Consider the following 14,048-nt stretch of genomic DNA (forward strand, 5'->3'; position numbering starts at 1 on the left):
GGGATACCATTTTCAACCGTCGGCACCCCCCTAATCACCCCGCAAAAACGACAACACCGGAGGCGGCGCTTTATGTATATGACAGCAAGGGAACAAAAACTGATTAAATATCTTTTACACCAAAATCGTTATGTCAAAGTCAATGAAATTGCCGACTATATTGAAGTCAGCACAAGGACGGTTCATCGCGAGCTCAAAGCGGTCAAATCCGCTCTGAGCGAGTATCAGCTCCAGCTTGATAAACAGCCTGGAAAAGGCTTGAAGCTGGTGGGAGCTTACCGGAATAAACAGCGGCTTCTCGGCGATCTGTCCAGGGATAACCATGTCGAATACAGTTCTGATGAACGAAAGCTGTTGATTTTGTGCGCGATGCTTGAAGCGGGTGAGCCGATCAAGCTTTATACAATCGCCAATGATTTGCAGGTGACGACAGCGACCATCAGCAATGACCTTGATGAGCTGGAGAATTGGATCGCCCCGTTCGGACTTTCGCTGATCAGAAAAAGAGGCTATGGCATTGAGCTGAGAGGACCTGAAGACGCAAAACGGAAAATCGTCGGAAATCTTATGGCGGACAAACTTGACGTTCAGCAGTTTCTGGAGACGATCGAAATGAATATTAAAGGCAAGAACGAAGCGCCGGAAAAAATATTTGGGGTCGTCAGCAGGGGGAAATTGCTGAAAGCGGAAAAGGTGCTGTTTGAGATGAAAGAAAAGCATGGGCTTTCTCTTTCCGACAGCGCCTATATCGCCCTTGTCGTACACTTGACGTTTGCGATTGAACGAATTCAGCTTGGCGAAGTGATCAATATCAATGACAAAGAATTGGCGGAGCTGAAAAATACAAAAGAATTTGAGCTTGCCCTTGCGATGGCAGACGCGCTCGAAGAAGCGTTTCACGTGAAGATCCCGGAAGCTGAAGCCGGGTATATCACGATGCATTTGCGAAGCGCCAACAAGAGCTTTAAAACGGACTACAGGGCGGAAGATATCGAGCTTGACACCGCTCTCAGGACGAAAAGGCTGATTGATTTCATCTCGCAAAAAACGGGGATGAATTTAACCGGCAACCATTCGCTGTATGAAGGATTAATCGCCCATCTCGAGCCTGCGATCATCCGCATTAAAGAAAAAATGTCGGTGCACAACCCTTTAACAGAGCAGGTGAAAAAAGATTATTTTCTCTTGTATATGGCGATTGAAGAGGGTGTCGAAACATTTTTTCCGGAGATTCGTTTTCCTGAGGAAGAAATTGCTTTTATTGTCCTTCATTTTGGGTCAGCCCTTGAAATGAGCAAACAAAAAGTAGACATCAGCGCGCTTGTCATCTGTTCAAGCGGGATCGGCTCATCCAAGATGCTGGCTTCAAGATTGAAAAAAGAGCTTCCTGAAATCGCGTCATTTGACATTTCTTCGCTGATGGAACTGAAAACAAAGAATGCCGAAGCGTACGACATCATTGTCTCAACTGTGCCGATTCCGTATGAAGGGGTCGATTATGTCACCGTCAGCCCGCTGCTTAATGAAGAGGACGTCAAACAAATCAAGCACCAATTAACCCGAAAAATTCCGCTGATTTTAAAGAAAAAAAGGTCGGAAACAAAACAGTCCGAACCGTTTCCCGATATGCTTGATATCGCCCGGAAAATCAGCCGTTATGCAGCGGTGATTCAAGATGTTTTATCCCATTTTACGGTTGACGTGTACAAGAATGATACAAGTCACGAACAGACGGTGAGACGCATCTGCGGGATGCTGGAAGAGCAAGGATTGATCACCGACAGCCGGCAAGTGGCTGAAGGGCTTTTAAAACGTGAAGCACAAGGAGGTCTGGGAATACCGGGTACATCCTTCGCACTGTTTCATTTAAAAAGCGAAGCGGCCGCCGTGCCGCTATTCAAAACCGTTGACCTCTCGGCACCGCATGAGATCAGAGGAATGGACGGAAGCGTCATGCAGATGTCGCGAATGCTGATCATGCTGGCCCCGGCCGGAATTTCTCCAGAAGGAGCCGAACTGTTAAGTCTGATCAGCTCATCGATTATTGAAAGCGATGAAAGCCTGCGTGCATACCAGACGGGTGACGCAGATGAGCTTTACAGCAGGCTGAACATGTTATTTCACAAATTCATCCAAAACAAAGAATGGTGAAAAGGCCCCGGAGCATCCTCCGGGGCTTTGCGTGTTTAAACAGACCAATCGGCGGCTAAAAGGAAAGTAATATAACAAAAGGGAGGAATTAAAATGGATCTACGCCATCGGCAAACAAACGGACAGCCGGCACAAACGCAAGACCGCCAGCCCGGTGTGGAAAGCGTCATGGATCCGCGTCCGATCTATGAGGTTGAAAACCATAAAGGCACGGATAAGCTGAAAGGGAAAGTCGCGCTTATCACAGGCGGTGACAGCGGAATCGGCAGAGCCGTCGCCGTTGCTTATGCCAAAGAAGGCGCAGATATCTCAATCGTTTACCTGAACGAACATGAAGACGCACAGGAAACGAAAGCCCTTGTTGAAAAAGAGGGCGCCAAATGTCTCTTGCTTCCCGGTGATGCCGGGGATGAAGCGTTCTGCATTGATGCCGTTGAACAGACTGTCAAGAAATTAGGAAGGCTTGACATTCTGGTCAACAATGCCGCAGAACAGCATCCTAAAGACGGAATTAAAGACATTTCCAGCGAGCAGCTTGAGAGAACATTTAAAACCAATTTCTTTTCCTATTTCTACTTCACAAAAAAAGCGATCGATTATTTGGAACCTGGCAGTGTGATCATTAATACCACCTCAATCAATCCTTACCGGGGCAATCCAGAACTGATTGATTATACAGCGACAAAAGGAGCGATCAATGCCTTCACACGGTCGATGTCCCAGGCGCTTGTCGGAGACGGGATCCGCGTCAATGCGGTAGCGCCGGGACCGATTTGGACGCCGCTGATTCCATCAACGTTCTCCGCCGATAAAGTCGCTGCATTCGGAACAGACACGCCAATGGGCCGTCCGGGACAGCCGGCCGAACTTGTCGGCTGCTATGTGCTTCTCGCATCAGACGAATCATCTTATATGACTGGACAGACCCTTCATGTCAATGGCGGAGACTTTATTACGACGTAAGAGGAGGAAACAGCGCAGTGAAGGTGATGAAGGAAGATGTCGTACAATACTATCAAAAAGCGGGGATCATGCTGTCCGAGGATGAAAAAAACAGCATTCAAATCATGGACTATGGCTTAAATAAACTGAACAAGCTCGGCCTTCAGCTCATCGTTTACGTCAATACAGACCGCTATTGTGCCAAAGAGCTTGTTTTGTTCCCCGGCCAGACTTGCCCTGAACACCGTCATCCTCCTGTCAATGGAGAAAAGGGAAAAGAAGAAACATTGAGATGCCGGTATGGAAAGGTCTATTTGTATGTGGAAGGAGAAACAACAGACATACCCGCCGTCCTGCCGCCCATTGAGGATCGGGAGCATTTCACCGTCTGGCGTGAAATCCGACTGTCTCCCGGCGAACAATACACCATTCCGCCAAACACAAAGCATTGGTTCAAAGCCGGCTGTGAGGGCGCGGTGATGAGTGAGTTTTCTTCTACAAGCACAGATGACCACGATATGTTTACGGATCCAAGAATTTAGCGAATGGGAGCAGCTCTCATTCGCTTTTTTCTCTTTCAATATCAAAACCGATGAAATGCCGAAATTCGTCATCAGCAAAATAAAAACGAATCCCGTTCATTTGCAGCATGTTTACTGCCTTTAAACCGTTCGCCCGAAAGCGATAGATGGATCTGTCAGCCAAGGATGCGACTTCAAGCTTGCGCTTCCTACCGGTTAAGCTTCCAAGCCGGGCGACATCAGGTGCGGCTTTTCCCGTAAATTCAATGCCGATGATCCGGTTGTCGCGATCAAGATCAGCCATCAATGGCGAATCTCCGATATCTTCAGTTGTGACGGGGGCGGTCTGCTTTTCCGTCAGGGAAATATAGCCCATATCAGCTTCAGCATCAAATGCAATTAAAATATTCATCATGAAACCACCTCATTCCATTGTTTAATATACCGGACATTGTGGAAAAGTAACAGTGGACTCGATGAAAAGGAGGAACTTAAAATGGATCAGCAGCAGATCAAACAAAAGGTGCTCGATATTCTCGATCATCATAAGATCGGTACGCTTGCCACGGTTGAACAGGGGAAGCCCAATTCCCGCTATATGACGTTCTTCCACGACGGAATGACACTCTACACGCCGACAAGCGATGAAACACACAAAGCCGAAGAGATCGACAACAATCCGAATGTCCATGTGCTTTTAGGCTATGACGGAGAAGGCTTCGGCGACGCTTATCTGGAAATCAAGGGGACGGCCGAGCTGAACCACTCAAAAGAATTAAAGGATCAAATCTGGGATGAACGACTTGAGCGCTGGTTTGACGGAAAAGACGATCCAAACCTGACCGTGCTTGAAATCCATCCTTCGGAAATCAGGCTGATGAACGGAGGGGAAAGCACTCCGGTGACCCTTGATTTATAGCACAGTTTGTCATTTGGATCATTCTGTAGTATAATACAACACAGGAACACGCTAAGAGCAAATAATGGAAAGTAAACTTCTTTTTTCTTTCTTAGAAGATGCTTGTTTTCTTCCTCTGACCGCCCCTAACACAGGCTAGAGGGAAAAAAGACTTTTTGTTTCACAATTCACACTGGCGCGGCTTCGGAGCCGCAAGGACGATTGAGAGGTAGGGCTTTCGTTGTCTTGGTTTCAGAAATTCCATGGTGTTTACTTTCACTCGGAACGATAGATGCTGATCTTCCGCAGTTTTAGCGGACTTTTGAATATAAATATTTGCTCGAATAAAAAGACTAAATGAAATGGAAAACCGCTTTGGCGCATGCTGAAGCGGTTTTTTAAATTTCCGAAACCTTTCCTCGCAGTAAGAAGTCTAATCAATAGACTGGAGGACAGGAATATGGATGTTTTAACTTCAAAAGTACTCTTGATTTTTTGTTTTTTATTGCTCATACACTCTATTGAAACATTGGCTTATGCGGCCCGGCTGTCCGGCGCCAGAGTCGGGTTTATCGCTTCGGCTCTGTCCTTGTTTAATGTGATGGTGATCGTCTCGAGAATGTCCAATATGATTCAGCAGCCTGTGACGGGGAAGCTCGTTGATATGGCAGGCGCGGATGCACTCTCACTCGTGGGAAAGCAGTTTCGGTTTTTAATCTTCGGCTCAACCGTCGGGACCATCTGCGGAATGCTCCTCTTGCCGACATTCATCGCCGTTTTTTCGCGGGCGATCATTCATTTGGCCGGTAAGGACGGTTCTGTTTTGCACGTGTTTCGCAAGGCGTTTTCGAAAAGCAGCCTGAAAAATATGAGGCGCTATTTGAAAAGGCCGACTATACAATATGCAAAAGGCTTTCAGTTTCGCTTCATCCCAAAACGGCTGTTCGTTTTAAACATGGTGATCACGGCCATTTACACGATCGGTGTGCTGGCCGCCTTATACGCCGGTGTTCTCGTTCCGGAACGGCACACAACGGCAGTGATGGCATCAGGACTTGTCAATGGAATCGCAACGATGCTGTTGGCGCTGTTTGTCGATCCGAAGGTTTCCGTGCTGGCCGATGATGTGGCCAAAGGGAAGCGGAGCTATGTTTATTTGAAATGGGCCTCTGTCACAATGGCCGTATCCAGGGTAACCGGCACGGTTCTTGCGCAAATTTTGTTTATACCGGCATCTTACTATATCGCATGGATGACCAAATGGATGTAGGTGTTATTTGACGAAATGATCAAAAAGCGAATGATATTATTTCGTTTTGTAAGATAAAGAAGAATGAAGTATAATATTACGGATGGTGAATACCTTTACAGCTTTCTTTTATTAATTGTCGACTATGTCATCCTGTGGTAGTCTATTTGGGGCGGTGATAATAGTGGATAATGTGAAAAGAGTAAGAGTAAAGGTAAAAAAGAAGAAGAAAAAACGGCGGAAAATCATCAAACGGCTGTTGCTATTCATCGTACTGCTTATCATTGCTGTTACAGGATACAGCATCTACGAATACCGACAAGGTTTATCAGAGTCAGACGGAAGCTTTAAAAACGATGGTCAGTTCGAGTTCAACGGGGAAGGCTCGGATTTGGATGAAGTGAACGTCCTCGTACTCGGAATCGATTCCAGGGGGGAAGAGCATTCAAGATCGGATTCGATGATGGTCATTCATTACGATAAAAAACAAAAGCAGCCTAAATTGATCTCGATCATGAGGGACAGCTATGTCGATATACCGGGGCATGAAAAGCAAAAAATCAATGCAGCATATGCTTTCGGCGGCCCTGAGCTTGTCCGTCAAACACTGAAGGAAAACTTCGGTTTGAACATCAATTACTATGCCGTACTCGATTTTAAAGGGTTTGCCAAAGTCGTCGATGCGATTGCCCCCGATGGCATTGAAGTCAATGTGCCGAAAAGGATGTCTTACGGAATCGGCATGACATTGGAACCGGGAAAGCAGGTTCTTCACGGTGACAAACTGCTCGGATATGTCCGGTTTAGACATGACAGAGAAAGCGACTTTGGACGGGTAAGAAGGCAACAGGAGGTCTTTGGAAAGCTGGAGAAAGAAGCGGTGAATATCGGAAATGTCGCGCGGCTTCCGAAGGTGTTGGGCCTCGTCGACCCGTATGTCGAGACAAACCTTCCGAACGGCGTCATATTTTCAGTCGGTAAAGACTTCTTTTTAGGAGAAACAAAAGAAACGAAAAGCTTCAGGCTGCCTGTTGACGGCTCATATACAAATCTAAGAGATCCAAAATACGGAGATGTGTTGGATTTGGATCTGGAAAAAAATAAAGAAGCACTGCAACAATTTCTTGACGAGGGATCCGCCGAATAACACGGCGGATCTTATTTTTGAGCATATTTTTTCAAACCCCGGTCATAAAGAAAGTTTCCGAACGGAACAAAAGCGACGAGCAGACCCGCGGCAGGCCATTTCAGCGACCACCTCAAGGCGAATGTCACATATAACAGAACGAGCAGATAGATGATAAACAATCCGCCGTGAAGCGATCCGACGATTGTGACGGCCATCGGATAACCCGCCCAGTATTTCAGAGGCATGGCGACAAAAAGCAGGATTAAGAGTGACATGCCTTCAATAAACCCCATCGTTCGAAGGCGGCCAATCGGTGTTTGCAGCATGAGATACCCTCCCTGTTCTAATCTTACCTCTATAATATAGACTAAATGTATACAATTAGAACAGGCCCCGCGTTTATTTTTGTGCCGGAATTTTCATTAAAGCCCCGAAATATTGCTGTGCCGTCGTAAAGCAAATAAATGCTGTAAGCTCTGCGATTTCTTCATCAGAGAACATCTCTTTCAGCACGTCAAACTGCCTGTCGCCGATTCGGTCTCTTTCTGACAGAAACACTTCCGCAAAGCCCATGGCAAGGCTGGTTTTTTCAAGATTGGAAGCTTCAGGCTTGCCCTTAGCCTTGCAATATTCACAGCCGTTGCCCTGTGCCAGCACTCGGCGTACCTGTTCCTTCAGCTCCTTTGATAACAAACCGTCTCCGGAAAGTTCGTCCGCCAATGCCGTCCAGGCTGAAAGAACCGATTCGGAATGCCCTAAAAGTCTTTGAAACGGAGTCTCTCCCCTTGATGAAGGAATAATTCTTGTCATATCTTGATCACCTCTCCATAATAGTATCTAACTCACCCTTCAATAGGAATTTCATTCGTAAAGATATATCGATCAATGTTTTATAAATGATACGAAAAAGGGGGACATGACTTTGCAAATGGATGAGATCGATTACAAAATCATCGAAGAATTGAAAAAAGACAGCCGCTCGTCGATGAGGGAGCTCGGGAGGAAGATCAATCTTTCCGCTCCGGCGGTAACGGAAAGGGTCAGACGTCTTGAAGCATTCGGCATCATTAAAAAGTACACATTGGCTATCGATTATCAGAAAGTCGGACTTCCGGTCTCCTGCATCATTGAAGCGACGGTTAAAAACGGGGAGTATGAAAGGTTTAAAACCTACATCGAACGTCTGCCGAACATCGAATTTTGCTACCGGATCGCGGGAGCGGCCTGCTATATGCTGAAAATAAACGCCGAAAGCCTGGCGCAAATCGAAGCGTTTATCAATCAAACGTCCCCTTACGCTCAGACGGTGACACATGTCATTTTTTCAGAAATCAAAACGAAAGACTTTGAACGTTAGAGATGAATCCTTTCCATCTGTTATAATAAAAGGATGGATGAATAAGAAAGAGATGTGATGGACTTGGCAAAAACAGTCGTTTTAGCAGAAAAACCTTCAGTCGGCCGGGATTTGGCCCGCGTGCTGAAGTGTCATAAAAAGGGAAATGGATATCTTGAAGGAGACCGCTACATCGTGACATGGGCGCTCGGCCACTTGGTCACATTGGCGGACCCGGAAGGCTATGGAAAAGAGTATCAGTCATGGCGCCTTGAAGACCTGCCGATTATTCCTGAGCCATTAAAGCTGATCGTCATCAAAAAGACAGGGAAGCAATTTCAGGCGGTCAAATCACAGCTGATCAGAAAAGATGTCAAAGACATCGTCATCGCCACAGATGCAGGACGGGAAGGCGAGCTTGTCGCCCGCTGGATCATCGACAAGGCAAAGGTCACCAAGCCCTTGAAACGCTTGTGGATTTCATCTGTCACAGACAAAGCGATCAAAGACGGATTTAAAAACTTAAAGAACGGCAAAGAATTTGAAAACTTGTATCATTCCGCCGTGGCAAGAGCCGAAGCTGACTGGATCGTCGGCATCAACGCGACAAGGGCGCTGACGACGAAATTCAATGCCCAGCTTTCCTGCGGCCGCGTGCAGACGCCGACACTGGCAATGATCGCCAAACGTGAGGAAGACATCAAAAACTTTAAGCCTGTTCCTTACTATGGCCTGCGCGCCGCAGTTGACGGCATGGCGCTGACATGGCAGGACAAAAAAACAAAGCAGACCCGCACCTTCAATGCATCTGTGACCTCTCAGCTTGCAAAAGCTCTGCAAGGCAAACCGGCGGTCATTTCTGATTTGAAGAAAACGGCGAAAAAAAGCTTTGCACCCGGTCTCTATGATTTAACAGAATTGCAAAGGGACGCCCATAAACGCTTCGGCTTCTCCGCGAAAGAAACACTGTCCGTCTTGCAAAAGCTCTATGAGCAGCACAAGCTTGTCACATACCCGCGGACGGATTCACGATTTCTTTCAAACGACATCGTTCCGACGCTGAAAGACCGGTTGGAAGGGATGCAGGTCAAGCCTTATGCCCAGCATGTCAACCGGATTTTGCAGCGCGGGATCAAAGCGGGCAAAAACTTTGTCAATGATGCGAAAGTATCCGACCACCACGCGATTATTCCAACGGAAGAGCCGCTTTCGCTCGGCGCTTTAAGCGATAAGGAGAGAAAGCTGTACGACTTGATTGCCAAGCGTTTTCTGTCCGTTTTGCTGCCTCCGTTTGAATATGAAGAAACAAAGGTGTTTGCCGAAATCGGCGGCGAAACCTTTACGGCAAAAGGAAAAACCGTTCAGTCCCAAGGCTGGAAAGCGGTGTATGACTATGCCGATGATGAGGACGATGAGGAAGAAAAGGATCAAACTCTTCCCAAGCTTGCAAAAGGCGACAAGCTGCCCGTCCGTGCTCTGACAGAAACCAAAGGGGAAACAAAGCCGCCTGCGCGCTTTAATGAAGGAACATTGCTGTCGGCGATGGAAAATCCGTCCGCATTTATGCAAGGGGAAGAAAAGAACCTTGTGAAAACGCTTGGCGAGACGGGCGGACTCGGGACGGTCGCGACCCGCGCCGACATTATCGAAAAGCTGTTCAACACATTTTTGATCGAGAAAAAAGGAAAAGATATTTATATCACTTCAAAAGGCAAACAGCTCCTTGAACTTGTCCCAAGCGATTTAAAATCGCCGGCGCTGACCGCGGAGTGGGAGCAGAAGCTGTCAGGCATAGCAAAAGGCAAGCTGAAATCGGCCGCCTTCATCAAGGAAATGAAGGAGTATACGAAGCAGACGATCAAGGAAATCAAAAGCAGCAATCAAACATTCAAGCATGATAACATCACAGGCACGCACTGCCCAGAATGCGGAAAACTGATGCTGAAAGTAAACGGCAAGCGCGGCACAATGCTCGTCTGTCAGGACAGGGAATGCGGCCACCGCAAAACGGTCGCCAAACAAACGAACGCCCGCTGTCCGGTCTGCCATAAACGGATGGAGCTGCGCGGCCACGGAGAAGGCCAGACCTTCGCCTGCGTCTGCGGCCACAGAGAAAAGCTCTCTGTTTTTGAAAAGCGCAGAGCAAAAGACAAAAACTCAAAAGCGTCCAAACGCGACGTACATGCCTACATGAAAAAGCAAAACAAGGATGAGCCGGTCAACAACGCGCTCGCCGAACAGCTGAAGAAGCTGAAGCTTGATCAATAACAAAGCTTGCAGAGCCTGCCTCTGCAAGCTTTTTTTCTAGCGGGTACGCCGCAAAACGTTTCAGCAAAAATGGGAGGTGGTAAGGAAAGAAACAAAGGAGGACGTAGTATGGCAAACAAAACCGCAGGAAAAATAGCAGCAGAGCTGTTGAAAGAATGGAATATCCATCATGTATACGGCATGCCGGGAGACAGCATCAATGAATGGATCGATGATTTGCGGCATGAAGAAAGCAATATTCGCTTTATTCAAGTGCGCCATGAGGAAACCGCGGCTCTCGCTGCTGCGGCTGAGGCGAAATTAACCGGCAAAATCGGTGTCTGCCTGTCGATTGCAGGGCCGGGCGCCGTTCATTTGCTGAACGGGCTGTACGATGCGAAAGCCGATGGCGCACCTGTCCTGGCGATTACGGGACAGGTGTCTTCGAATCAGATTGGCAGGGATTATTTTCAGGAGATCGGTCTTGAGAGACTGTTTGAGGATGTATCTGTCTTCAATCAGCAGGTCCATTCGGCAGAGGCGCTTCCGGATCTTCTCAATCAGGCGATCCGCACCGCATACAGCCAAAAAGGGCCCGCCGTTCTATCCGTCTCCGATGATGTGTTTGCCGAAAGAGTCGAGCGAAAGCCGGTGTATACATCAGCGCTCTATATCGACGGCGACCTTCGCCCGAAGCAAAGTCAGCTACTGCAATGCGCCCAATTGATCAATGAGGCGAAAAAGCCGGTGATTTTGGCCGGAAGAGGAATGAAAGCGGCGAGGGAGGAACTGCTGGCGTTTGCAGATAAAGCGGCCGCTCCAATCATCATCACGCTTCCGGCAAAAGGGATTGTTCCCGACCGGCATCCGCATATGCTCGGAAATCTCGGGCACATCGGGACAAAGCCCGCATATGAAGCGATGGAGGAATGCGACCTCTTGATCATGCTGGGGACTTCGTTTCCTTACCGCGATTATCTGCCGGAGGGTGCAGCGGCTGTTCAGCTCGACAACAATCCTGCAAAAATCGGCAAGCGGTATCCGGTAAAAGCGGCCCTTGTCTGTGATGCCAAGCTTGGGCTCGCTGAACTGACGAGAACAATCGAACGAAAAACGAACCGTTCATTCTTAGAAAGCTGTACAGAACATATGAACAAATGGCGGCAGCAATTAGAAAAAGACGAACAAGTGGCGACATCACCGCTGAAGCCGCAGCAGGTGATCGCAAGGCTTGAAGATGCAGTCGCAGATGATGCGGTGCTGTCGGTTGACGTCGGGAATGTGACGGTATGGATGGCCCGCCATTTTCAAATGACGGGTCAGGAGTTTCTGATTTCAAGCTGGCTCGGTACGATGGGCTGCGGTTTACCCGGCGCGATTTCCGCCAAGCTGTCGCACCCCGGGCGCCAGGTGGTGGCCGTTTGCGGAGATGGCGGCTTCAGCATGTCGATGCACGATTTTCCGACCGCTGTCAAATACGACCTTCCGCTTGTCGTCGTCATATTCAATAATCAAAACTTGGGGATGATTCAATATGAACAGCAGGAAAAGGGGCATCTTGAATATGCGACAGATCTCGAAAACATCGATTTCGCCAAATTTGCCGAAGCCTGCGGCGGGAAAGGCTTCAGTGTGGTCAAGCATGAAGAGCTCATCCCGGCGTTGAAAAGCGCTTTTGCCTCACAAAAACCGGCCATTATTGATGTGACGATCGAAGACGAGCCGCCGCTTCCCGGAAAGATATCCTATACACAAGCGGCAAACTACAGCAAATATATGGTGAAGAAATTCTTTGGAAAAAAAGAACTGGACTTGCCTCCGCTAAAGAAAAGTATAAAAAGGTTATTTTAATGATTTTGCCAAGGGGCAGCAGCTTCCTTGGCGATTTTTTTCCGATTCCGTTGATTTATCGGCTGTTTATATGGAAAATAAAAGAAGGCGGGGCGTGTAAAACAGCCGGCCGACAGCGCACCAAAACCCATCTCACAATGAAAAGGGAGGGGTTATCAAAATGCAGCTTTTTCAAAAGCGAAGCGCCGCGGTGATAGCGGCGGCATTATGGTCGGGATTGTTGTTCATTCCTCAGCAGGCGTTTGCCCATGGTTTTGTTGAAAAGCCCGAAAGCAGGGCGGCTTTGTGCAGCGAGTCCTATGGACTGCTCAATTTGAATTGCGGCAGCGTCATGTATGAACCGCAAAGCCTGGAGGCGAAAAAGGGGTTTCCGCAGGACGGACCTGCTGATGGGCAAATTGCATCTGCGGGCGGACTGTTCGGCGGCATTCTTGATCAGCAGTCTGAGAATCGCTGGTTTAAACACATCATGACCGGAGGCGTCCATACATTTACTTGGACATATACCGCTCCCCACAAAACGAGCCAATGGCACTACTATATCACCAAAAAAGACTGGGACCCCAATCAGCCGCTGAAAAGAGCCGACTTTGAAGCGATCGGCACAATAGAACATGACGGGTCTCCTGCATCCAATCATCTATCCCATCAAATAGAAGTGCCACAAGACCGCCAAGGATACCATGTGATTTTGGCCGTTTGGGATGTGGCTGATACTGAAAACGCTTTCTATCAAGCGATTGATGTTCAGCTTGTGAGCCCATAAGCGTCCGATCAGGATTCTGGCAGAGTGGGTTTTGGTGCAAATATAAAAAAAGCCTGTCTTTGACAAGCTTTCATTACAGGTTATTTGTTTTTCTTCATCGCCGCAGCCATAAACGGAAGAACCGTTCCAAACAGCATCGTGCCTCCGAAGAAGTTGCCGAGATAAGGCTGTCCGATCAGATAGCACACGGCAAACACGAGAGCCGCCAGTCCGATCATCACATAGGCCGGAAAGAATCTTTTTTGAAAGCTCATCCTTTGGGTGATCCGGAAAAAGATCAGTCCGATAACAAGCGGGACAAGCCATAAGTAGAATAGGACAAATATTTTCATTGCGAAAACCTCATATTTTTTTATCTATCATACCAGATAAACGGTAAAAAAGGGTGTGACAAGTTTCGAACTTATTTGCCGCGCTCGGCGTATTCTTTCCTCAGGAGTCCGTAGACGAAATGATCGGCAAAATGATCATGAAGCCATTCGCATTGTCTGAGGCAGCCTTCTTTCACAAATCCGAGCCTTTCGGGTATCGCCCGGCTTCTGCTGTTTTTAACCGCCGCCCTGATTTCAACCCGGTTGAGTTCATATTCGTTAAACATCATATCAATCAGCGCGCGGCATGCGCTCGTCATGATTCCTTTTCCCTGATGAGATTCACCGAGCCAGTAGCCGATCGATGTCGTTCGGTTGGTCCAATTGATATAGTGCAGGCCGATCATGCCGGCGAATTGCTGTTGATGCCAGATCCCTGCCTGAAAGCCGTTATTCGCGGCAGCCTGCTTCATGGCATTCTCGATAAAAGCTTCGGTGTCTTCAAGCTTCTTCGTTCCGTCGACCCAGTACAGCCATTTTCTTAAATGCTGTTTGGATTGCTGGATCTGTTTGTAGACGGCGGGTGCATCCTTTGGTTCAAGCATTTTTAAATACAGATCATGATCAATCTTCAGTGTGAACATCCA

The 14,048-nt window shown here is 47.8% G+C and carries 14 protein-coding genes and 1 pseudogene; 10 read left to right on the top strand and 5 right to left on the bottom strand.

Annotation, left to right across the window (positions count from 1 at the left end; translation table 11 throughout):
* The first annotated feature begins 72 nt into the window (after positions 1–72).
* The 3 genes from ACINLD_RS14160 (at position 73) to ACINLD_RS14170 (ending at position 3,635) form a co-directional block, all read left to right on the top strand.
* A complete protein-coding gene (locus tag ACINLD_RS14160) occupies positions 73–2,151 on the top strand; it encodes a BglG family transcription antiterminator (protein ID WP_026585950.1) in 2,079 nt (692 codons plus the stop codon).
* Positions 2,152–2,244: 93 nt separating this feature from the next.
* Positions 2,245–3,114 (top strand): SDR family oxidoreductase, encoded by an 870-nt coding sequence (locus ACINLD_RS14165; RefSeq protein WP_077735691.1) that lies wholly within the window; start codon positions 2,245–2,247, stop codon positions 3,112–3,114.
* Between the two features lie 26 nt (positions 3,115–3,140).
* Complete coding sequence (locus tag ACINLD_RS14170) at positions 3,141–3,635, top strand: D-lyxose/D-mannose family sugar isomerase (protein WP_372708731.1); 495 nt, start codon at positions 3,141–3,143, stop codon at positions 3,633–3,635.
* A gap of 16 nt (positions 3,636–3,651) precedes the next feature.
* On the opposite strand, the gene ACINLD_RS14175 is transcribed toward ACINLD_RS14170, so the two are convergent.
* A complete protein-coding gene (locus ACINLD_RS14175; RefSeq protein WP_077735690.1) occupies positions 3,652–4,026 on the bottom strand; it encodes a DUF2283 domain-containing protein in 375 nt (124 codons plus the stop codon).
* An 84-nt stretch (positions 4,027–4,110) separates the two neighbouring features.
* On the opposite strand from ACINLD_RS14175, the gene ACINLD_RS14180 reads away from it, so the two are divergent.
* From ACINLD_RS14180 to ACINLD_RS14190, 3 genes are all read left to right on the top strand, one after another.
* On the top strand, positions 4,111–4,533 hold the full coding sequence (locus ACINLD_RS14180) for a pyridoxamine 5'-phosphate oxidase family protein (protein ID WP_026585954.1): 423 nt from the start codon (positions 4,111–4,113) through the stop codon (positions 4,531–4,533).
* Between the two features lie 439 nt (positions 4,534–4,972).
* Positions 4,973–5,782: a lipid II flippase Amj family protein gene (locus ACINLD_RS14185; RefSeq protein ID WP_026585955.1), complete on the top strand. Its 810-nt coding sequence runs from the start codon at positions 4,973–4,975 to the stop codon at positions 5,780–5,782.
* A 172-nt stretch (positions 5,783–5,954) separates the two neighbouring features.
* Positions 5,955–6,908 carry an LCP family protein gene (locus ACINLD_RS14190; RefSeq protein WP_026585956.1) on the top strand — a complete coding sequence of 318 codons (954 nt, stop codon included), beginning with the start codon at positions 5,955–5,957 and terminating at the stop codon, positions 6,906–6,908.
* A gap of 11 nt (positions 6,909–6,919) precedes the next feature.
* On the opposite strand, the gene ACINLD_RS14195 is transcribed toward ACINLD_RS14190, so the two are convergent.
* Together ACINLD_RS14195 and ACINLD_RS14200 are read right to left on the bottom strand one after the other, a co-directional pair.
* The gene (locus tag ACINLD_RS14195; RefSeq protein ID WP_026585957.1) at positions 6,920–7,216 is read right to left on the bottom strand and encodes a DUF3817 domain-containing protein; all 297 of its coding nucleotides are present in this window, start codon (positions 7,214–7,216) and stop codon (positions 6,920–6,922) included.
* A 73-nt stretch (positions 7,217–7,289) separates the two neighbouring features.
* Positions 7,290–7,700: a carboxymuconolactone decarboxylase family protein gene (locus tag ACINLD_RS14200; protein WP_026585958.1), complete on the bottom strand. Its 411-nt coding sequence runs from the start codon at positions 7,698–7,700 to the stop codon at positions 7,290–7,292.
* Between the two features lie 112 nt (positions 7,701–7,812).
* On the opposite strand from ACINLD_RS14200, the gene ACINLD_RS14205 reads away from it, so the two are divergent.
* The 4 genes and pseudogenes from ACINLD_RS14205 to ACINLD_RS14220 form a co-directional block, all read left to right on the top strand.
* Positions 7,813–8,247: an Lrp/AsnC family transcriptional regulator gene (locus ACINLD_RS14205; RefSeq protein WP_026585959.1), complete on the top strand. Its 435-nt coding sequence runs from the start codon at positions 7,813–7,815 to the stop codon at positions 8,245–8,247.
* A gap of 63 nt (positions 8,248–8,310) precedes the next feature.
* A complete protein-coding gene (locus tag ACINLD_RS14210; protein WP_026585960.1) occupies positions 8,311–10,494 on the top strand; it encodes a DNA topoisomerase III in 2,184 nt (727 codons plus the stop codon).
* A gap of 108 nt (positions 10,495–10,602) precedes the next feature.
* Positions 10,603–12,324 carry a pyruvate oxidase gene (locus ACINLD_RS14215; RefSeq protein ID WP_026585961.1) on the top strand — a complete coding sequence of 574 codons (1,722 nt, stop codon included), beginning with the start codon at positions 10,603–10,605 and terminating at the stop codon, positions 12,322–12,324.
* Between the two features lie 160 nt (positions 12,325–12,484).
* Positions 12,485–13,084: pseudogene (locus ACINLD_RS14220) on the top strand (lytic polysaccharide monooxygenase); the annotation flags it as partial.
* A gap of 86 nt (positions 13,085–13,170) precedes the next feature.
* Here ACINLD_RS14220 and ACINLD_RS14225 read toward each other — a convergent pair.
* Positions 13,171–13,422, bottom strand: coding sequence for a hypothetical protein (locus ACINLD_RS14225; protein WP_026585964.1), 252 nt, complete (start codon positions 13,420–13,422; stop codon positions 13,171–13,173).
* Positions 13,423–13,493: 71 nt separating this feature from the next.
* Positions 13,494–14,045: a GNAT family N-acetyltransferase gene (locus ACINLD_RS14230; protein WP_410207041.1), complete on the bottom strand. Its 552-nt coding sequence runs from the start codon at positions 14,043–14,045 to the stop codon at positions 13,494–13,496.
* Between the last annotated feature and the right edge of the window lie 3 nt (positions 14,046–14,048).

The organism is Bacillus sp. z60-11, from assembly GCF_046464135.1.
In the GTDB taxonomy this organism is placed as follows: domain Bacteria; phylum Bacillota; class Bacilli; order Bacillales; family Bacillaceae; genus Bacillus; species Bacillus sonorensis_A.

Excerpts from the sequence above, each read along its gene's own strand:
- ACINLD_RS14160 (WP_026585950.1), top strand. The coding sequence starts at position 73 with ATGTATATGACAGCAAGGGAACAAAAACTGATTAAATATCTTTTACAC.
- ACINLD_RS14165 (WP_077735691.1), top strand. The coding sequence starts at position 2,245 with ATGGATCTACGCCATCGGCAAACAAACGGACAGCCGGCACAAACGCAA.
- ACINLD_RS14170 (WP_372708731.1), top strand. The coding sequence starts at position 3,141 with ATGAAGGAAGATGTCGTACAATACTATCAAAAAGCGGGGATCATGCTG.
- ACINLD_RS14175 (WP_077735690.1), bottom strand. The coding sequence starts at position 4,026 with ATGAATATTTTAATTGCATTTGATGCTGAAGCTGATATGGGCTATATT.
- ACINLD_RS14180 (WP_026585954.1), top strand. The coding sequence starts at position 4,111 with ATGGATCAGCAGCAGATCAAACAAAAGGTGCTCGATATTCTCGATCAT.
- ACINLD_RS14185 (WP_026585955.1), top strand. The coding sequence starts at position 4,973 with ATGGATGTTTTAACTTCAAAAGTACTCTTGATTTTTTGTTTTTTATTG.
- ACINLD_RS14195 (WP_026585957.1), bottom strand. The coding sequence starts at position 7,216 with ATGCTGCAAACACCGATTGGCCGCCTTCGAACGATGGGGTTTATTGAA.
- ACINLD_RS14200 (WP_026585958.1), bottom strand. The coding sequence starts at position 7,700 with ATGACAAGAATTATTCCTTCATCAAGGGGAGAGACTCCGTTTCAAAGA.
- ACINLD_RS14215 (WP_026585961.1), top strand. The coding sequence starts at position 10,603 with ATGGCAAACAAAACCGCAGGAAAAATAGCAGCAGAGCTGTTGAAAGAA.
- ACINLD_RS14225 (WP_026585964.1), bottom strand. The coding sequence starts at position 13,422 with ATGAAAATATTTGTCCTATTCTACTTATGGCTTGTCCCGCTTGTTATC.
- ACINLD_RS14230 (WP_410207041.1), bottom strand. The coding sequence starts at position 14,045 with ATGTTCACACTGAAGATTGATCATGATCTGTATTTAAAAATGCTTGAA.